The 18794-nt window shown below is 66.8% G+C and carries 21 protein-coding genes and 1 pseudogene; 11 read left to right on the top strand and 11 right to left on the bottom strand.

The window, feature by feature from the left end; all coding sequences use genetic code 11:
• The first annotated feature begins 52 nt into the window (after window positions 1–52).
• The 3 genes from LDO86_RS05510 (at window position 53) to LDO86_RS05500 (ending at window position 1774) form a co-directional block, all read left to right on the top strand.
• Entirely contained in the window at window positions 53–613 is a 561-nt protein-coding gene (locus LDO86_RS05510) for a hypothetical protein (RefSeq protein WP_018770419.1), read from the top strand.
• 13 nt (window positions 614–626) lie between these two features.
• Window positions 627–953: a hypothetical protein gene (locus tag LDO86_RS05505; RefSeq protein ID WP_134164607.1), complete on the top strand. Its 327-nt coding sequence runs from the start codon at window positions 627–629 to the stop codon at window positions 951–953.
• A 134-nt stretch (window positions 954–1087) separates the two neighbouring features.
• Window positions 1088–1774 carry a response regulator transcription factor gene (locus LDO86_RS05500; protein ID WP_018770421.1) on the top strand — a complete coding sequence of 229 codons (687 nt, stop codon included), beginning with the start codon at window positions 1088–1090 and terminating at the stop codon, window positions 1772–1774.
• A gap of 15 nt (window positions 1775–1789) precedes the next feature.
• Here the strand turns inward: LDO86_RS05500 and LDO86_RS05495 are convergent, their stop codons facing one another.
• The 5 genes from LDO86_RS05495 to LDO86_RS05475 form a co-directional block, all read right to left on the bottom strand.
• Window positions 1790–3469: a GAF domain-containing protein gene (locus tag LDO86_RS05495; RefSeq protein WP_018770422.1), complete on the bottom strand. Its 1680-nt coding sequence runs from the start codon at window positions 3467–3469 to the stop codon at window positions 1790–1792.
• 123 nt (window positions 3470–3592) lie between these two features.
• Entirely contained in the window at window positions 3593–6316 is a 2724-nt protein-coding gene (mgtA, locus tag LDO86_RS05490) for a magnesium-translocating P-type ATPase (protein WP_018770423.1), read from the bottom strand.
• A gap of 155 nt (window positions 6317–6471) precedes the next feature.
• Window positions 6472–7152: a class I SAM-dependent methyltransferase gene (locus tag LDO86_RS05485; protein ID WP_056393349.1), complete on the bottom strand. Its 681-nt coding sequence runs from the start codon at window positions 7150–7152 to the stop codon at window positions 6472–6474.
• Between the two features lie 88 nt (window positions 7153–7240).
• Complete coding sequence (locus LDO86_RS05480; protein ID WP_018770425.1) at window positions 7241–8089, bottom strand: alpha/beta fold hydrolase; 849 nt, start codon at window positions 8087–8089, stop codon at window positions 7241–7243.
• Window positions 8090–8450: 361 nt separating this feature from the next.
• Complete coding sequence (locus LDO86_RS05475; RefSeq protein WP_018770426.1) at window positions 8451–8855, bottom strand: GerMN domain-containing protein; 405 nt, start codon at window positions 8853–8855, stop codon at window positions 8451–8453.
• Here LDO86_RS05475 and LDO86_RS05470 point away from each other — a divergent pair.
• Window positions 8839–9177, top strand: coding sequence for a hypothetical protein (locus LDO86_RS05470; RefSeq protein ID WP_142068197.1), 339 nt, complete (start codon window positions 8839–8841; stop codon window positions 9175–9177). The genes LDO86_RS05475 and LDO86_RS05470 overlap by 17 nt on opposite strands.
• A gap of 88 nt (window positions 9178–9265) precedes the next feature.
• Here the strand turns inward: LDO86_RS05470 and LDO86_RS05465 are convergent, their stop codons facing one another.
• Window positions 9266–10048 (bottom strand): SDR family oxidoreductase, encoded by a 783-nt coding sequence (locus tag LDO86_RS05465; protein ID WP_018770428.1) that lies wholly within the window; start codon window positions 10046–10048, stop codon window positions 9266–9268.
• Window positions 10049–10250: 202 nt separating this feature from the next.
• Here LDO86_RS05465 and LDO86_RS05460 point away from each other — a divergent pair, with 202 nt between their 5' ends.
• Together LDO86_RS05460 and LDO86_RS05455 are read left to right on the top strand one after the other, a co-directional pair.
• Window positions 10251–11840 (top strand): alkaline phosphatase D family protein, encoded by a 1590-nt coding sequence (locus tag LDO86_RS05460; protein ID WP_026265947.1) that lies wholly within the window; start codon window positions 10251–10253, stop codon window positions 11838–11840.
• Between the two features lie 97 nt (window positions 11841–11937).
• The gene (locus tag LDO86_RS05455; RefSeq protein ID WP_051081399.1) at window positions 11938–12663 is read left to right on the top strand and encodes a hypothetical protein; all 726 of its coding nucleotides are present in this window, start codon (window positions 11938–11940) and stop codon (window positions 12661–12663) included.
• On the opposite strand, the gene LDO86_RS05450 is transcribed toward LDO86_RS05455, so the two are convergent.
• Window positions 12641–13531 carry an alpha/beta hydrolase gene (locus LDO86_RS05450; protein WP_155845588.1) on the bottom strand — a complete coding sequence of 297 codons (891 nt, stop codon included), beginning with the start codon at window positions 13529–13531 and terminating at the stop codon, window positions 12641–12643. The genes LDO86_RS05455 and LDO86_RS05450 overlap by 23 nt on opposite strands.
• Window positions 13532–13730: 199 nt before the next feature.
• Between LDO86_RS05450 and LDO86_RS05445 the strand changes: the two genes are divergently transcribed.
• The 4 genes and pseudogenes from LDO86_RS05445 to LDO86_RS05430 all read left to right on the top strand — a co-directional run bounded on the left by LDO86_RS05445 (window position 13731) and on the right by LDO86_RS05430 (window position 15552).
• Window positions 13731–14456 (top strand): hemerythrin domain-containing protein, encoded by a 726-nt coding sequence (locus tag LDO86_RS05445; protein WP_018770432.1) that lies wholly within the window; start codon window positions 13731–13733, stop codon window positions 14454–14456.
• An 8-nt stretch (window positions 14457–14464) separates the two neighbouring features.
• Window positions 14465–14818, top strand: a complete 354-nt coding sequence (locus LDO86_RS05440; RefSeq protein WP_223994348.1) for a hypothetical protein — start codon at window positions 14465–14467, stop codon at window positions 14816–14818.
• Between the two features lie 171 nt (window positions 14819–14989).
• A pseudogene (locus LDO86_RS05435) lies at window positions 14990–15181 on the top strand (PfkB family carbohydrate kinase); the annotation flags it as partial.
• A gap of 44 nt (window positions 15182–15225) precedes the next feature.
• A complete protein-coding gene (locus tag LDO86_RS05430; RefSeq protein WP_081620226.1) occupies window positions 15226–15552 on the top strand; it encodes a hypothetical protein in 327 nt (108 codons plus the stop codon).
• Between the two features lie 9 nt (window positions 15553–15561).
• On the opposite strand, the gene LDO86_RS05425 is transcribed toward LDO86_RS05430, so the two are convergent.
• Window positions 15562–16005 (bottom strand): nuclear transport factor 2 family protein, encoded by a 444-nt coding sequence (locus LDO86_RS05425; RefSeq protein WP_224084368.1) that lies wholly within the window; start codon window positions 16003–16005, stop codon window positions 15562–15564.
• A 28-nt stretch (window positions 16006–16033) separates the two neighbouring features.
• Window positions 16034–16474 carry a nuclear transport factor 2 family protein gene (locus tag LDO86_RS05420; protein ID WP_018770437.1) on the bottom strand — a complete coding sequence of 147 codons (441 nt, stop codon included), beginning with the start codon at window positions 16472–16474 and terminating at the stop codon, window positions 16034–16036.
• Between the two features lie 51 nt (window positions 16475–16525).
• Between LDO86_RS05420 and LDO86_RS05415 the strand changes: the two genes are divergently transcribed.
• Complete coding sequence (locus tag LDO86_RS05415) at window positions 16526–17167, top strand: TetR/AcrR family transcriptional regulator (protein WP_018770438.1); 642 nt, start codon at window positions 16526–16528, stop codon at window positions 17165–17167.
• A 30-nt stretch (window positions 17168–17197) separates the two neighbouring features.
• On the opposite strand, the gene LDO86_RS05410 is transcribed toward LDO86_RS05415, so the two are convergent.
• Both LDO86_RS05410 and LDO86_RS05405 read right to left on the bottom strand, forming a co-directional pair.
• Window positions 17198–17530, bottom strand: coding sequence for a hypothetical protein (locus tag LDO86_RS05410; protein ID WP_018770439.1), 333 nt, complete (start codon window positions 17528–17530; stop codon window positions 17198–17200).
• Between the two features lie 107 nt (window positions 17531–17637).
• Window positions 17638–18633 (bottom strand): hypothetical protein, encoded by a 996-nt coding sequence (locus LDO86_RS05405; RefSeq protein WP_018770440.1) that lies wholly within the window; start codon window positions 18631–18633, stop codon window positions 17638–17640.
• Window positions 18634–18794: the final 161 nt, after the last annotated feature.

The following is an 18794-nucleotide window of genomic DNA, read 5'->3' as shown; positions in this document are numbered from 1 at the left end:
GATGCCCCCGCTGGCACATGCTGCAAGCTCGCTGCACTTTGAAAGGACCAGCATGCCTGACATCCGCACGCTCCGTCCCGCCCTGAAAGCGCCGCTGCAAGCCGCGCGGCTGTCGCGGGAGGACGCCTCCCGCCGTCGGGCGATGCTCCTGCATCCTGCCAATTTCAAACCCTCAACATCCCCGGGCAGCGAAGCCGGCGGGAGGGCCGGGGAACTCAGCAGCAGGTTCGAATGCCTTCATGCGGACCTGGTGGGCCGCGGTTTGGCGGAGAAGGATGCGCGGACGGAAGTGGCCCGGATTGCGGCCCGGGAGGTTTGGGACGGGTTTGCCGCCCAGCTGCGCCGTCACCGGGCCGCGGGCCGGCAGCTGGACGCAAACGTGCTTGCTGTCGCACTGGCATCAATGCAGGGCATGACGCTCGCGCTGCTCCGGCACCAGGGCGACCTGGGATACGCCATCCGTGCCGTGTCCACCGCCCTCCGCCGCCTCCGCTACAACGGTGGCCTGCTGGAGCGCCTGCACCCGCATGGCAGCCCGGCCTTCACTGACGCAACCATCACCCTCCAGTCATTGGAGGCGTTTCTCGCCCGCCCGCAAACCAAAGCTGCCTGATCAGGGAGGCACCGTGGCAACTTCTGAAGAGTACAGGGCCGTGTACGGTCAGGAAGCGCCTGGCGGCCAGGCCCCAGCGGAAATTGGCGATGGCGGGTGCAACGTCATTTTCAAGGACAACGGTGCCGTCGTGGGACGCTGGAGTTCCTGGGAGAAAGCCAGCGTGGCACTCAACCGGCTGCAAAAGCTTTCGGGCTGGCTTGAGTACCGGCTGGAGGAATCGCACCGGTGGGTCAGGGCAAAGGGGGCCGGAGACACCATGAGGTGCTCTGGCTGCAGCGCCCTTCGCCAGCTTCAGGAGGCAGCCGGGCCATTGGCTCCCCGTGGCTTCGGCTGGTGACGAATCAGGAACGGACTTTTGGCCCTGCTGGCACAGCAGAGGGACGCGAAATGATTGAACGAGGATCCTTCCGACCGGGGCGGCTGCATCAGACGGGCAGCCGGGGAGGGCGTCGAATCAATGAGAGCGTCGTCATGGAAACACCCGCAGAACCCCGGGATGTCTTTCAGTCCCCAGCCGGGACCGCCCGGATCTTCATCCTCAATGACCATGAACTGGTGCGGCGGGGCCTGAAGGACCTGCTCGAAAATGATGGGTTCACGATTGCCGGCGAGAGCGGATCGGCCGCAGAGGCCCGGCGCCTGATCCCCAGCCTGAAACCCGATATCGCTGTGTTGGACGACAGGCTGCCGGACGGAACCGGGATTGAGGTCTGCCGCGACCTCCGCGCCACGGCCCCCGGGGTCCGATGCCTGATCCTGACCGGCTGGGACGAACAGCATGCCGTGCGGGCGGCGGTGCTGGCGGGCGCGTCCGGGTACGTCCTCAAGCAGGTGAGCAACAGCAAGGATCTGGTGGACAGCATCCGCTGTGCCGCCGCCGGCGCATCACTGTTCCGGCCGGAGGTCCGGGAAAGGGTTGCCGAAAGCCTGTACGCAGCCGCCTCTGCCTCCTGGCTGCAAGGCCTCACAGGGAGGGAGCGGAACGTGCTTGCCTTCATGGCCCGCGGCCTGACAAACCGGCAGATCGGCCAGGAGCTGGTGCTCCCCGAAGATGCGGTGGTTGGCACCGTGTCCTCGGTACTGCAAAAGCTGGGATTCCGGCGCCGCAGCCCGTTGATCCCGGCTCCCATCCCGCGCGCGTGGGAAATGCTGTCCTGAGAGAGCACGCCGCCGTCAGGCCGGAAGGGGCACCCGCCAGGTCACGCTGGTGCCTTGGCCGGGGGCGCTCTCAATGGTGCAGGTCCCGCCCAGCCGGCTGGCCCGGCTCTTCATGTTGTTCAATCCGCTGATCCGGCCGGGATCGGCAAATCCGCAGCCATGGTCCTGGACGGTGAGGACCACGTCGCCGTCCTGAACGGCGAGGAGGACGTAAATTTCTTCAGAGCCCGAATGCCGCACGGCGTTGCTGACGCTTTCAGACAGCACCGGCAACAATTGTTCGGCCACGTCCTCGTCCACGATGTCATCCACTGGGCCCGAGAGCTGGATCCTTGGCAGGAAGCCACCGGCGTTGGCTGCTTCCTGCACGGCGCGCAGGACGCGGCCGCTGAGGAGTTCCCGGTCGGGTTTCCTGGCCTGCAGTGAGTAAATCGTGTCGCGGAGCTGGTGGATGCAGTCATCCAGTTCAGTGGTGATATCGGCGATGCGGCGCTCATGGGCAACGGTGTCGGAGGTGTAGCGGCGCAGGCCTTGGATACTCAACCCGGCTGCGAACAGCCGCTGGATGACCAGGTCGTGCAGGTCCGCCGCAATCCGCTCGCGGTCGATGAACAACGCGTGCTCTTCCCGCAGCTGGTTTGCCTTGAGCAGGTCCAGCGTCAGGCCGATCCGCGAGGCAAACACGGCGCTCTGCTCAACATCCACGTCCGTGTAGCGGCTTCCAACGGTCCCCCGGGCCAGGATCAGCACACTGTCCCGGTGTCCGTCACTGTTGCTTCCCAGGGCGGCAACCAGGACCGGCCCGAGTTTCTCTGCCAGCTCATGGTCAAATACCAGGGACGGGTCTGCCAGCGCCCTGGACTCCCCGCTTTCCAGGACTTCGGATAACACGTCAGAGGCTGGCAATTCCTGGCCGCCAGGCATCGATTGCACGCCCACCGATGTACGGCACCTGACGGTTCCGTCCCCGCCCGCGGATGCGATTACCCCCAGGACCGAAGCGGAGGCCTTAACGGCCCGTTCCGCGATCATGTCCAGGTTTTCGGTATCCGAGCGTGGCCGGTCCTTCAGGCAGTCACTGACCTCCATGCCCGCCTCAAGCCATTTTTGGCGCCGCTTGCTGTCATCGAACAACTTAGCGTTTTGGATGGCCACGCCGGCAGCAGAAGCAAGGGCTACAGCCAGGTCTTCGTCTTCACCCGAAAAATCCTGCCCGCCGATTTTTTCCGTCAGGTACAGGTTCCCGAAGACCTCGTCCCGGACACGGACCGGAACACCCAGGAACGTGCCCATCGGCGGGTGGTTGGCGGGGAAACCGACGGCAATGGGAAGCTCGCCGAGATCGTGGAGCCGCAGCGGTTTGGGTTCGCGGATCAGTTCGCCAAGCACTCCGTGGCCGGTTGGAAGGTCACCGATGAGGCGGGCTCCCTCGTCATCAATGCCTACGGTGATGAAGTGGCTGAGCTGCTGGTCATCACCGATGACGCCCAGAGCCCCGTAGCGCGCTCCCACCAGTTCGCAAGCAGACTGCACCACCCGGTCAAGCACCGCTTCCAGGCTGAGGTCTTCGGTCAGGGACACCACTGCACCGAGCAGGCCTTCAACGTGTTCCTGTGCCCGGACAAGGTCATCAGCCCGTTCTACGAACTCCCGCAGAAGTTCCCGGGTCCGCCGCCTGATCGGTTCACGCCACATGAGAGTACACCCCAAAGTTCGAACAGCATGATCCAAGGCGGCCTTCATCACCCTGCTTTGAACATCTCAGCGAAAGCCCCAGCTTCTCCCTCCTCCATGCTAACCCCGGCGTCGCCACAAGGGTTATGGGTTACGGACAGATCTCTCCTGCCGCGCCTTGCTCCGCCCAAGCCTGGGCACGCCTGAGGGGACCGCGGGCTTGGGGACCTTGACCGGGATGCTGTACCTCGAGGCCCTGCGGGCGATGTGGTGCGTGGCGTGCCGGCGCTTGACGGGAGGTGGCGGGGCGGGCAGCTGCTGGGCGCTGCGGGCAAAGAACCATCGTTTGGCCAGTTCCACCAGGACCAGATACACCACCACCATGCCCAGCAGGGCCAGGAAGAACGGCACAGGCAGCGGGTCGAAGCCGAGCAGGCCGGCCAACGGCGAGAGCGGCAGGAAGATCCCCAGCGCCACCACGCCGAGCGACGCGGCAATCAGGCCGGCTGACGGCCGGCTGCGCAGGAAGGGAACACGTCGTGTGCGGATGGCGAAGATGATCAGCGTCTGGGTGGCAATGGATTCGATGAACCAGCCGGCCCGGAACTCCCCCGGCGCAGCGGTGAACACGAACAGCATCAGGGCGAAGGTGGCGAAGTCGAACAGCGAACTGATGGGCCCGAAGAGAAGCATGAACCGGCGGATGAAGGCGATGTCCCAGTGGGACGGCGCCCGCAGCTGCTCCTTGTCCACCCGGTCCCCCGGAATAGCCAGCTGCCCGGAGTCATACAGCAGGTTGTTCAGCAGGATCTGGCCCGGCAGCATGGGCAGGAAGCTCAGCACCACGGAGGCTGCTGCCGCGCTGAACATGTTGCCGAAGTTGCTGGACGTGCCCATCAGCACGTACTTGATGGTGTTGGCGAAGATCCGCCGCCCCTCCATCACGCCGTCCGCCAGCACGCCCAGGTCCTTGTCCAGGAGGACGACGTCGGCCGCGTCCTTGGCAACGTCCGTTGCCGTGTCGACGGAGATGCCGATGTCCGCCTTGTGCAGTGCCAGGGCATCGTTCACGCCATCGCCCATGAAGCCCACGGAGCCGCCGCTGAGGCGCAGCAGGCCGATGATGCGCGCTTTCTGTTCGGGCGAGACGCGCGCAAAGATGGTGGCTGTCCGCACGGCGGCGGCAAGGTCGGCGTCGGACATCTGCTCAACCTGGGCACCGGTGAGGGTGCCGCCGGAGATCACGTCCAGGTCGGCACAGACTTTCTCCGCCACCTTGGCGTTGTCGCCGGTGGCGATCTTTACCGAAATACCCAGGGCCTCCAGCAGGTCCAGGGACTGCCTGGCGTTGGTTTTGGGCCGGTCCAGGAAAACGAGGAACCCGGCCAGCGTCAGCCCATGCTCATCAGCCGGGGCCAGCTTCTCCAGGTCTGCAGCCGGACGGGTTGCCACGGCGACCACCCGGGAGCCGGCGTCGAACTGCTCGTCCAACAGCCTCTGCACCGCGGGTGGGGTTGGCCCACACAGGGCGAGGACGTCCTCGGGGGCGCCCTTGGTCACCAGGCGGGCGGGGCCGCCGTCTTCACGGACCAGCGCGGTGGTGCGGCGGCGCTGGTGATCGAAGCCGATCATGTCCAGGCGCTGATGACGTTTCGGTTCAAAGGCGGCGGCGCCGGGGCTGTCCCAGAGGGCGGCGTCCAGCGGGTTCTGCCCTGCCGGGGACGCATTTCCTTCCGAGTAGTCGGCCTCCGTGGCGAGCAGGCCCAAAGTGAGCAGGTCGTCTTCGGAAACGTCCTGCGTCACCGGAAGCGCGCTGGTGAAACTGATCCGCCCCTCCGTCAGGGTGCCGGTCTTGTCCGTGACCAGGATGTCCATGTCCCCCAGGTCCTCGATGCACACCAGCCGCTTGACCAGCACTTTCCGCTTGGCCAGCTGCCGGGTACCGGTGGCCAGGGACGTGCTCACCACGGCGGGAAGCAGCTGCGGGGTGATGCCTACGGCGATTGCCAGCGAGAACAGCAGGGATTCAATGAGCGGGCGTTGCAGCAGCAGGTTGGCCACGAAAATCAGCGTGGTGAGCACCATCGCCACCTGCAGCAGCAGGAACGAAAAGCGCCTGAGTCCCAGCTGGAACTCGGTTTGCGGCTGCCTCTCCCCCAGGCCCAGCGCGATGCGGCCGAACTCAGCCCGGCCACCGGTGGCCACCACAACCCCGGTGCAGCTGCCGGACTGGATCACCGTGCCCATGAACACGCAGGAGGCGAGGTCGCCCAGTGCCGCGCCTGCGGCCACGGGAGCGGGGTCCTTGGCGGCGGGCTGGGACTCGCCCGTGAGGATGCTTTCATCGCAGAGCAGGTTGTTGGTGGCGAGGAGCCGGATGTCGGCGGGGATGATGGCACCCAGGGAGAGATGGACGACGTCGCCCGGCACCAGGGCGGTAACGTCCACTTCCCTGGTGGTCCCGCCCCGAAGGACCACGGCGCGGTGGGTGACACGGTCGTGCAGCGCCTCGGACGCCCGCTCCGCGCGGAATTCGTTGGTGAAGCCAAGGCCCACGCTGACCAGCAGGATCACGCCGATGACGATCGAGTTGGTTGCGTCACCCAGGAACAGGGACAGCCCGGCGGTGACCAGCAAAAGGATGAGGATGGGGCTGGCGAACTGCCGGCCCAGCACGGCCCAGGCGTTGGCGCGGTGCGTGCGGACGGCATTGGGGCCAAGGCTGCCAAAGCGGGCGGCGGCTTCCTCCTCCGGCAGGCCGTCCGGGCCGGAGGCCAGGCGCGCAAGCGTCTGTCCGGATGTCAGGCTCGCGGCGTCAGTGATTGGCAGCTGGAGGGAGCTCCGCTCCCGGACATTGAGCTCTGTCATGCCGCATCCGTTCGGACGTTTGCTTTCGTGGCGTTAGCTTAGGGCAAGGGTACGACGGCGTGGCCTCGCCAAGGGCCCAAGGTCGAGGTTGGCCAGGCGGGCCGGGGCGTTCAGGCGCTCAATGACATATCAGTGCGGCGCGCCAGCGGGGCGCGTCAGCCCGGCGGTCCGGGGCTGGTGGCCGTGCCCAGGATGTGGGCAAGCGGAGGGTTCAGCCGCTGCACGGCGAAGCCGAAGCGCTGGTTGTCCTGGACCGTGAAGCCTGCTGCGGTGATGGCGGCCAGGGTGTCCCGGTTGAGGTGGCATCCGCCCATGAACCGGCCCCAAAGCGGGGTCAGGACGTCTTCTGCCCTGGCCAGGACCGGGTGCCGGGACCGGACATGCTCGTAGTAGGCCAGTGTTCCGCCGGGGCGCAGGACGCGGCGGATCTCCGCAAGCACGGCGGCCTGGTCCTTGACGCTGCAGAGAACCAGGCTGGCCACCACGGCGTCGGCGCTGCCGGTCTCCGCCGGAATGTTCTCTGCGGCGGCGGCAACCACCGTTACGGGGACGCTGGCCGTGGCGGCCTGTTTCTGCGCCAGGGCCCGGAGGTAGTCATCGGGTTCCAGGGCCAGGACGCGGGTGACGGCGGGAGGGTACAGCGGGAAGGAGGAGCCGGCCCCGGCCCCAATTTCGATGACTGATCCACGCAGGCCGGCCAGGGCGCGGCGGCGGTGGTCGGCTGCCCCGCGGCGGTCCATGCCGCCCACGGCCCGGGCAAATGCCCGGGCAAAGAATGGATGCTGCAGCGGGCCCGGCCCCACCCCGCCCTCCGTGCCGCCAGGTGTGTGGTCCATCCGGATACCTCCTTGGGACTGTCTGGCTCTCATCATGGCACGGCGCGTGGGTGCCGGGGCCGGGCGCGGCTGGTAAAGGCGGTCCGGGCTACAGGCAGCTGGGCTGGTACGCGGGGTCCGCCGGGCCGGAGGCCTGGCCCAGCGCGTTCGCCACAAACTGGTGCACCACGGGATCGTTGGGTGTCTGGTCGTGTTCGAAGACATCGGCAGGACACTTGTCCTGGATGGTGATGTTGGTGACCTGCCTGGCCGGTCCCGCCAGGAACTGGCTGTTGTAGGGAATCACCACTTCGTCATAAACGGTGGAGATCACGGTGTAGGACGGGCCGGCGACGGTATCGCCCTTGGCGTTGAGTTCCTGCATGAACGCCGACCCGGCCTGCTGGTCCGCGCATGCTGCGCAGCCCAGGGTGGTGTAGGCGGGATCCGGGACGGCATCCGGCGGCGGCACGATCAGGCCCTGGGTGCCGTGGTTGGATGGCGCAATGCCCACCAGGTGGTGGACGTACTTGGCGCCGCCCAGCAGGTGCATGTAGTAGCGCGGCATCATGCCGCCCTGGCTGTGGCCCACCAGGTCCACTTTCGGCGCACCCGTGGCGGCGCGGACGGCATCAACGAACGGGGCGAGTTCCTTCGCGGAGTCGGCCACCGGGGCGGTTGCGTAGACGCCGTTGGTCTCGCCGTAATTGAGGGCGAAGACGCAGTATCCGGCGCTCTTGAGGTAGGGCGAAAGCGTGGACCAGTTTTTCGCCATGCTTTCGAAGGTTCCGGGCACCAGGACCACGGGGTACGGGTGTTCGGCGGAGGGCTTGCAGGACCAGTCGTTGGCGCCCGGCGGCGCGATGTCCAGGGTGTCGGCCTGGGCGGGAGTCGCGGAGAGCGAGCCTGCCAGGACGGCGGCTGCGGCGACGGACAGGGCGCGTTTCAGCAGTGACATATAAACCTCTTTGTTCGCGTGTCAGCAGGGGTTCCGCGGCCCGAGGTGCCAGCGGCGGTGTGCCTGCCGGTGCCCGGGGTGCGGTCCTAGAAATGCTAGGCAGCCTGGACCCGCAGGTGGACCCGCCTGCACGAACGTGCGGGGAATTGGTCCGCGTCCGGCCCACCGCAACCCGGCCGGCCCCAGCACGCCGGGATATTCATTGTTACTGGTGAGTAGCTATAAAGCGCGGCCGAGGCCCCCGTGGCCTTTGGAGCCGGCACCGTTCCGACAGCACCGCCCTAACTGCACGAATGTGCAGATGGCGTGAGACTCTCGGCCGGGCGTACAGGTCTGCTGCCGTACGTTCTGCCCAGGATCGCTACTTGAGGCTCAGTACCTCGTCGATGGGACGGCCGTTGACGAACACCTGCGCGCTGGTGGCACCGGATGCCGTCATGGCCGTGTGTTCCAGTTGGGCCTTGGCGCGTGGGATGTCGCACACGCCGCCGAGCATGAACTGCCCGGAAAGCCAGATGGTGATGGTGCTGCCGTTCAACTCGCCACCAAGATAGGTCAAGCTCGACTGGTACAGGACGTTGATGAGGCCGGACAGGCCGATGTCGCGGCTCTTGTTGGCCAGCAGGGTGTTGATGCTGGGGCCCACCTGGTCGGTGAAGCGGACGGGGGCCGTGGTGGTGGCCACCAGGCTGTCACCGCAGCCGATCGCGGGCCCGGAGACGCCGTTGTCACCCACGGCCACGTAGTAGATGGTCAGCGGGGCCACCTGCTCGGGCAGCCCGGTGGGCGTCGGTTCCGCCGTGGGCGGCGGGCTGGCAGGAGCGGACGACGGCGGAGCGGCGGCTGACGTGGTGGGCGCGGCTGAGGTGCTGGCAGGGGTGGTGGGGGTGGCCGACGCGGTGGGGCTCGCCGTCGTGCTTGGGGACGCGCTGCTGGGGCTGGCGCTGCTGGCGGTGGGGCTGGGGGCCGGGGAACTGCTGGAAGGGGCCGGGGCGGGAGGGCCGAAGCACCCCGTGAGGAGCAGCAGGCTGCTGAACCCGAGAATGCTGAGTGCCGAATGCCTGGGCCTGGTCATGACGCCCCCTTGACTGCTCGCCCCGCGGTTGCGGGAACCACTTTCAAGCTACGCCTGAGGGTTAGTCCAGAACAGGGACTAAAGTCCGAGTCCCCGGAGACTCACCATACCGAGTCGCCGCGCAGGACAACATCGCTGCCGCCGTCGACATAGACGATCTGCCCGCAGAGGTGCGTGTTCTCCTCGCTGTTGAGCCAGGCCAGCAGGCGGGCCACCACAATGGGCTCGGCGATGCCGTTCAGCGGCATCGGGACCACTTCCAGCAGCGACCTTCGTTCCTCTTCGGTATCGATCAGGTCCGCCGTCATTGGGGTGGCGATGACGCCCGGCGCCACCGCGTTCAGGGGGATCCCGGTGCCGGCCCACTCTGCCGTTGCGGCCTGGCGGCGGACCCAGCGGGAGAGCGCCAGCTTGGTGGAGGCGTAGATGAGCTGGCCCGTGGTCGCTGGTTCCTTGGCCATGACCTCGGCGCGGGCCATGGCCGCCGGTTCATCCCCGGCGGCCAGGAGTGCAACAAGCTCGCTGTCGCTGGCCAGGAGGGCGGCCATCGATGAGACCGCGACGGCGCGTGGCGCGTCCGACCCCGCCAGAAGGGGCCGGAGCCTTTCCAGCGTTGCCACCGTCCCGAAAAAATTGACGGCCACGGTGGCGGGGGCCGGAACGGCGAGGCCGGCATTGGCGTAGATGGCATCGATCCTGCCGCCGCTGACCTTCCTCACCGCATCCGGCAACGCGTCGCGTCCCTCGGCGGTGGACAGGTCGGCCACCACCTCGGCATCGTGGAGATCCACCCCGATGACGCGTTCGCCGCGCTGCTCAAGCAGTTCCCTGGTGGCTTTGCCAATGCCGGAGGCTGCGCCGGTGACGACGGAGGTGCGGGGCATGATTTCCTCTTTCCCTGGCTTCTTAGGGTTGTGAGCCACTCTGCCTGCGACCCCGCGTCGGGGCCAGAGTCCAAAGGCCCTGCGCCGCATCCCGCTCTGGCTCCAGCGTCGGCGGATCCATCAACAGGTTTTGTCACGCCGTTAACCGGCCATTCATATCCTCCTCGAAACCTGTCCAACAGCTGGAAATAGCGTGGAAGCCATGGACAACATCTCCCGCAGAACGCTCATCTCCGCCGGCATCGGAGCCGGCATCGTCGCCGCACTGCCAAGTGCCGCCGTCGCCGTTTCCACCGCGGACGACGCCGGCCTTCGCACCGATCCCTTCATGCTCGGCATCGCATCGGGCGAGCCGTGGCCGGACGGCTTCGTCCTGTGGACGCGCCTGGCCGTGAACCCGGTGGCGGAGGACGGGCTGGGCGGCATGCCGTCGCGCCCGGTGGCCGTGCAGTGGGAAGTGGCCGAGGACCAGGGAATGCGGAAGGTGGTGGCCCGCGGCGTGGAGCAGACACGCACCGAGACCGCGCACTCGGTGCACGTGGAGCTGCGCGGCCTGCAGCCGGGCCGCGAGTACTTCTACCGGTTCCGCACCGGCAAGTACGTCAGCCCCGTGGGCCGCACCCTCACCAGCCCTGCCCTGCACGAGACGCCCGCCGCGCTGGCCATGGCGTTCGCCAGCTGCGCGCAGTATGAGCGCGGCTACTTCACCGCGTACCGGCGCCTGGCGGAGGACCACCCGGACCTGGTACTGCACCTGGGCGACTACCTTTATGAATACAAGAAGGGCAGCTACGTGATCGGCGGAGGGAACCCCCGTGACCACGAGGGCCCGGAGACCGTCACGCTGGAGACGTACCGGCAGCGCCACGCCCAGTACAAGGCCGACGCCGACCTGCAGGCAGCGCACGCAGTCGCACCCTGGGCGGTGGTGTGGGATGACCACGAGGTGGACAACAACTGGGCGGACGACGTTCCGGAGAACCAGGACGCCGCCCAGTTGAACGACAGCGTGGAGCACTTCCGGCAGCGCCGCGCCGCAGCCTTCCAGGCCTACTACGAGAACATGCCGCTGCGCCCGTCCTCGCTCCCCGCCGGGCCGGACATGAAGATCTACCGCCGCATCCAGTGGGGCCAGCTGGCCAACTTCCACATGATGGATACACGGCAGTACCGGGACGACCAGCTTGCCGGCGACGGCTGGAAGAAGAACGTCACAGAGCGGCTCGCCGAAAACCGGACCATCACCGGCGCCGAGCAGGAGAAGTGGCTGCTGGACGGATTCAGGAACTCCACGCAGCGGTGGGACATCCTGGGCCAGCAGGTCTTCTTCGCCGAGCGCGACCGGAACAAGGCACCGGAGATCGACGACGTTTCCATGGACGGCTGGGACGGGTACGCGGCCTCCCGCCGCCGCATCACCCAGGGATGGACCGACGCGAAGGTGCGCAACGCCGTCGTCCTCACCGGCGATGTGCACCGGCACTGGGCCAACGACGTGAAGGTGGACTACAAGGACCCCGCCTCCCCCGTAGTGGGCTCGGAACTGGTGTGCACGTCCATCACCTCCACGGGTGACGGCACGGGCTCCACCACGGACGCCACCATGGCCTGGAACCCGCACCTGAAGTTCTACAACGACAACCGCGGCTATGTGAACACGCGCATCACCAGGGACTCCATGACGGCGGACTTCCGCGTGCTGGACCACGTGACGACGCCGGGCGCACCCGTTGCCACGAAGGCCTCCTTTGAGATCCGCGACGGCGTGCCGGGGCTGCAGGCGCGGGCCTGACGCCTCGCGGCGGGCGTTTGCGTGACTTTCCTGCGTGGCCCGGGCGGCGGGACCTTCGGCACTTTGCGTGCCGGGGGTCCCGTGGCATGTTGCGGCTATGGCCGGACTGCGATATTTGCGACGGACGGACGGCGGAGCTAATCGGCGCAGGCGCCTGCAGCTCCTGGCGGCGTCGCTCGGCGTACAGATCACGGCATATCTGCTGTGGCGTCCGGCCATGCTGCGCTGGGGAACCGAGGGCACGGAAGCCGTGGAGCGGCTGCCCGGCGACGACCTTGAGCCCCAACCGGTGATCCAGAGCACCAGGGCCATCAGCATCGACGCCCCGCCCGAGCGCGTGTGGCCGTGGATCGTGCAGATGGGAATCTACCGCGCCGGGTTCTACACGCATGACCGGGTCGAGCGTGCCCTGTTCCATGCCCGGTACGTCGAGGGCAAACAGTCTGCAACCCGAATCCACCCGGAACTGCAGGACCTCAAGGTGGGCGACAAGGTACCGTATGGCGGGGGCGTGTACGCGACCGTCACCGCGCTTGAGCCCAAGCGGCACCTGGTGGCGGGAGAACAGTTCATCCTGCGGCCCCTGCCGGGGAACCGCACCCGGTTGATCATCCGGTACCGCGGCAAGGGGTACCTGAGCGCCGCGGCGCGCGGTGCCGGGCCCGACGCTCCCATGGCAACCCGGGCTTTGGCCTTCACCCTCCAAAACGTTCCGGGCGCGATGCTGCTGGCACGCGCCGTCGACCTTTTCATTGGCGACCCGCTGCACCACTACATGGAAGTTGGCGTGCTCCGCGGGGTCAAGCAGCGCGCGGAGTCCTGAAGAACTCCATAGCTCTGCCGGAGACCAGTTCCGGCCGGTGGTCGGCGATGAAGTGCCCCTCACCCGGCACGATCTCGGTGGTGACGTTGCCGCCCCGGCCGCGGCGGTGGCCCATCCGTTGCAGGGTGGCCGATGGTTCCATGGATCCGATAAGGACGAGGGTGGGGACCGTGAAGTCGCGCCGGCCGTACACCCCGAAAATGATCTTCAGGAAGGCTGGCAGGATGGTGCCGCGGTAGAGTGCCGAGCCCGCTCTTGCCCTGGCAGGCTTTGCGGCTGCTGCGTTGTAGAGGTTCATGTCCGCCTCGGATACGCCCCCTGCGGGTTCAAATGCTGTGAAGAGGTGCTGCATCACCTTCCGGCTCCGCTGGATCCGCGGGCCGATAAATGGAACGGCCAGGGCGAAGGCGTGCCACAGCTTGGGAAAGACCAAAACCAGCCGGGCATTGGGCCTGATGTGGACGTCGGGGGCACCTGTAACGATGAGTGCCTCAACAAGATCAGGCCGCTGCATGGCGAGTAGCTGCCCCACGATGGCACCCCAGTCGTGGGTGAGGAAGCGGGCTCGGCTGATGCCAAGCTTTGCCATGAGTCCGATGACGTCCTCCACCAGCAACCCGGCTGAGTATCGGCCCTGTGGTGCATCACTCCAACCGAAACCCCGCTGGTCCGGCGCGATCACCCGGTAATGTCTGGCCAGCAAGGGCATCACGCCGTGCCATTCCCACCAGTTCTGCGGGAAGCCGTGCAGGAGAACCAGGGGATCCCCGCTACCTGCCTCAGCGATATGCAATCGGATGCCGCGGATGTTCATCCATCTGTGGGTGACGCCATCAAGCTCCGGCATCGCAGCGACCTTGCCTTCCATGAACCTAATTTACTACTTAAGTAGTACCGGTGTCAGGACCTGCCGCGCAGCCCCTCCGGGTGCACCCGGCCCTGCGCGCATTAAGGCCTGGTCCGTCGCCGTCGTACTTCTGCAAATCCGTTGTGCGCCGTGGAGCCCGGGGCTACGATGCTCCCGGGGAGAGGTCCTTTGTCTCGCGAGACTGGAAAGGGCCACGCACATGACCGACTTCTTCACAATGCAGCCCGGCGAGACGGCGCCTCCCCTGCCGGCGGGACCCGTCCTGTGCGCGGGGACGGCAGCGATGCGGCGCATCCACCGGTTCTTCCTCTGGGCCTACGGCGAGGCGCCGGGACTGGTGCGCTCCGCCGCCGCCGGCGACACTGCCCGGGCAGCCTACGTGGGCGAAGTGCTGGGCAACTTCGACAAGGTGCTGCATATCCACCACGAAGGCGAAGACCTCCTGATGTACCCGCAGCTGAAGGAGCGGGCACCGGCATGCGCGCTGCATGTGGGGCAGATGCTTGAGCAGCACAGGCAGGTCACGCAGAGGCTGGAGGCCATCGAGCCGGTCCGGCTGCGCTGGATGCAGACGGCGGATGAGGAGTCCGGCGCGGAACTCGCCGCCCGCTATGAAGACCTGTCCGGCGTCCTCAACGTACATCTGCGCCGCGAAGTCACGGAGATGATGCCGGTTGCTGACAGGGTGATGACGGAGAAGGAAGCTGCCGCGGTGGGGCAGCACGGGATCCAGGAACTCGACAAGAAATTCCTGGTGGGCTACCTCGGCATGGTGCTGGCTACCAACCCGCCGGCGGACCGGAAAGAACTGTTCAAGGAAATCCCTCCCCCGGTGCGGCTCGCCTACCGCCTGGTGGGACGGCGGATGTACCGGAAACAGTACTCAACGCTGTTCCCCGGACGCCCGGTTCCCGAGACGCTGTAGGCGTTCTGTTGCGGCGCCAAGCTGCGGTGGCGGCGGTCAGGGCCGTCCACACACTGGCTTGGTTCTCCATCGAGTCCTGCGTCATCTACGTGCTCTACAGCGGCCTGGCCGGCCGCACGGACAGGCGGGTGGGGTGGGCGGCCGCCGTGGTTGCCGCCGAATCAATGGTGTTCGCCGGAAACGGGTTCCGCTGTCCGCTCACCGGACTCGCGGAGCGCTACGGCGCCGAGCGCGGCTCCGTCACCGACATCTACCTGCCGCGATGGTTCGCGCACAACCTGCCCGCCATCCACGTTCCGCTCCTGGTGCTGATGGTGTACCTCCATGCCCGGAACCTCCGGCACGGGCGCCCGCCGGGCTGAAGTAAGCCGCACTGCCTCCACGACGTCGCTGGCCCGCAGCAGATGCGTCGTTGCCTGGACCGCATCCCAGCGTCCGAAATTTGCCGGGCCCAGGAAGTGCTCCCGACTCCGCTCGAGATCCCTCCGTACGTCTGCCGGCCACTCCCTGAATCCCTTGCCCAGAACACCTGCACCATCGGCGCCGGGGACGCGTTCTGCGCCGCCCTGGTCCTGGCGCTGCAGCGGGGCCTGGACTACACCTCGGCACTTTCTGCTGCCAACCTGGTGGGTGCCGACGCTGTCGGCGACCCTTCCTCCCAGCCCGATTTGGCACGGCTGGGCTACTATCTGGAGCGGATTGCCCCGGCCGTGGACACACGGTGAGCGTGACACTGCGGCGGGCGGCGCCGTCGGACCTTCCCGAGGTCATGCGCATCACCCGGGACGCGTACGCCCGGGCCGGGCACTTCGCGGCAGACCATCCCTACATGGGCGTGCTGGAAGACGTGGAGCACCGCGCCGCCCATGCCGAGGTGTGGGTGGCGGAGTCCGCCGGGAAGGTGGTGGCAGCGGTGACGCTGACATTCGCCGGCCAGCCGTACATCGGGGCCATCAGCATCACCAGCGCCACGTTCATGGAGCGCGCGCACGCCCTGTACGGGTCGCTGGGCTTCCGCCGTGCGCCGGAACGGGATTGGCATGTGCCCGGCGAGGACGTGCTGCTGTGGGTGTTTACGCTGGAACTCGGTGGCTGAGCCTGCCCGCTAAACCCTCGTGGCCAGCTGGGAGTTTTGATCTGCCAGGAAATCAGAATGCCGGTGGACGATCCGCCAGGCACCCTCTTCGCGGCGGTAGATGTGCGTTGTGCGCATCGTGTAGACGGCGGGGATGCCATCCACCACGGCGCTGCTGTGCTCAAGGCCGACCGTGTAGGCGAGGCTTCCGCTGGCACCCGCGGCGACGAGCTCGAACTCAGATCCGGCAGATCCCGTAAACCGGCGGGCCTCCTGGCGGAACTTGGGTTCGAGGTCCGCCCAGCCTGCTCCGGAGATGTGTGCACCGAACAACGTCACGGGGGTCCGGTGTGACCACAGGGCCAGGCGGGGTGCCACGTCTCCCTTGTGCAGCGCCAGCGTCATGTGCCGCTGCTTTGGCAGGATCTCCGCCAGGAACGCGTCCGTTTCCTTGTGCATGGCTTCTTTGTGCATGACTTCCTTGTGCATGGCCCGCCCGCCGTTAGGTGCCGGTCCGGGCGCCAGGCAAAGGAACGTTGGCCTCCCCCGGCGGGAAGTCCGCATGCCGGTGCACGATCCGCCAGTTCCCGTCCTCCCGGCGGTAGACGTGCGTTACCCGCAAGGTGTACTGGCGCGGCGTTCCGTCGACGGTGGCGGAGGTGTGCTCGTAGCCCACGGTGTAGGCGAGGTCGCCGCTTGCTCCGGCAGCGATGATCTCCAGGTCGAAGGAGTCTGCGTGCGTGAACCACGAGGCCACGCTGTGGAACATCGGCTCCACCTCGGCCCAGCCGGTGCCGCTGAGCCGCGCCCCGAAGAGCGTCACAGGATCGTCCTGCGACCAAAGCGCGATGCGCGGGGCGACGTCACCGTTGTGGATGGCGGCGTCCGCGGCCCGCTGCCGGGGAATCATTTCGGCCAGGAATGCATCCGTTTCGGTGGACATGACCAACTCCATTACAGTCATACTGTTTTGAATACAGCTATAATGCATCCAATGGAACGGAAGATCAAGAGGCAGTACGATTCCCGTCGCCGCCAGGAGCAGGCTGCAGAAACCCGGCGGACCATCATCGCGGCGGCGAACGAACTCTTCATTGCCCAGGGATACGGCCAGACCACCATCAAGCAGGTGGCCGCGCGCGCCGGCGTCTCCGTCGAGACCGTATACGCCACGTTCGGCACCAAGGCATCGCTGCTCAGGCACGTTTGGTATGTCGATTTCCGGGGGGATGAAGCGGACGTGGCGCTCTATGACAGGGAGGAGATGCAGTCCATCCTGGCCGAGCCGGACCTGTCGGAGAGGATCCGCCGCCACGCCGTCTTCGTGACGGCGAGCAACCGCCGCATCTTTCCGCTCCTGGACGCCCTTACCGGAGCTGCTGCGAGCGAGCCCGACGCCGCCGCCATGCTCGCCGAGTGGGCGGACCGGCGCCTGGACGTGGCCACCCGCTACGCGCACGCCGCGGCTGCGACCGGCCACCTGGGCGTCAGCGAGGAGGAATGCAGGGACGTGCTGTTCGCCACCATGGACGGCACACTGTGGGCCCAGCTGGTGGGGCAGCGCGGCTGGAGTGACGAGAGGTTCTCAACCTGGCTCGGCGCGACGTGGATCGGTGCGCTCGTCCGGGCAAAGTAGCGGTCAGGGCTTCAGCCGGCGGTCAGGGCTTCATCCGGCCGGTTTCCCTGCGGATCCTCCGGCGCGGCCTTTCCTCCGGAGCATGAACCTCGCAGTGAGCGCAGCGATGAGGCCGGCGAGAGTCACCAGCTGCACTTCGTCGAAGGACAGCCCGTCAATGTTCGGCTGCAGCTCCTCCTCGGTAGCCCAGCCGAACCAGGCTTCGCTGACCAGGATTCCGGCAACGAAATAGGCCAGGGCCGCGTAGAGCCAGAGCCAGCGGGTCACGTGCCTGCCGACAATCAGGTGGGCCAGCAGGCCGAAGGCGAGCGACATGGCCGCCAGCAATAACAGGCCGGCAATTCCCAGATCCCACTGCGGCACGGCGAGCCACCTCCCTGCTCCGCACTTCCTGCGCTCCAGTCTGCTTGCCAGGCGTCGGTGGATGTAGAGGCGAAGGTCACCGGGGTTCTATCTCCATGGGTGCAGCCCTAGGGTGCGGAGCGGGTTCCCGAGTCCTTGCTGGAGCCGGCGGTGGGGACGAAGTTCCAGTCGAAGGACCCGTCGCCGTGCAGAGTCAGCCGAAGGAAGCCGCGGGTGTCACTGAAGCGCTTGGCGATGTATTTTGGCTTGCTGATGAACGGGCGCGTATCGATGCCTCCGGTGGACACCTGGAATGCCGTCATCCCGTCATTGACGCACTTGTCCGCGTTGTTCACCGGGCAGGACCGTTCGTAGTTGTGCTGCGACCCCGACAAAGTCAGCCGGACCCTGTACTTCCACATCAGGTCGATCCACGGCTTCTGGTCACCGGCCCGCCCGTGCTCCTCCGTATCCGAGGTGAAGTAGGGCTCGTGGTACACGACAGCCAGGTACTTCCCCGCCTTTTGGGCGGCGGCGAGGTCCTTGTCCAGCCACGTGGTTGCAGCCGAAGCTTCCGCTTTGTCGTACCGCCACAGCGCGGACGACAGGAAGGCGAAGTGCCAGTTGCCGAAGTCCTTCGAGTACGGCTCGCCGTTCGGGATGAATCCACGCTCCTGGTTGATCGCCGCCTTCTCGGGAGATCCCGGGCATTGTCCGTTCATGAACTTCGCCAGGTCTTCGTTGCGGCCGGGTTCCCAGTCGTGATTGGGCGCGGACACCCAATACAGCTTGGGTTTGGTGCCGCCCCACAGCGGTGTCCAGGTCTTCACGTAGTTGTCGCAGTATCCGGTCTCGTACTGGAAGTCCCCCAGCCCCAGGAACGCGTCAATCTCATTGTTCTCCACAAGCTTGGTTATCGCCGCGCCGTTCCGCCCGGACGGGCTGTCAGGGTCAACGTTGTCGGCGGGGTTCATGTCGCCCACCGCGGCGATATGGACATCGGGCCCGGGAGGCGCGGGCTCCGGCGGCTTCGGCGTGCAGGCCGTGGGAGAGAGCGCCAGCAGGACTGCGGAAACTGCGGCTACATGCCGGAAGGGTTTGTGGCGAGGGAGTGCTTGCCGCATCCCGTATCCCCTTTCGAGCAGCGAAACCGCAGGTCGGCGTGCATTAGGCAGCCACGCGCACCGGCACCTTGATCCTCCTTACGCGTTGGACCGGCTGTCAAGGGTGGAGTGCTGTGAATCCTGCGGGGGGCGGTGCCCAAGAATGCCGAAGGCCTTTCCCA

It is taken from the genome of Arthrobacter sp. StoSoilB19, from assembly GCF_019977275.1.
In the GTDB taxonomy this organism is placed as follows: Bacteria; Actinomycetota; Actinomycetes; order Actinomycetales; family Micrococcaceae; genus Arthrobacter.
The sequence above is the reverse complement of the archived record's forward strand: the minus strand, read 5'-3'. Positions and strand labels throughout refer to the sequence as shown.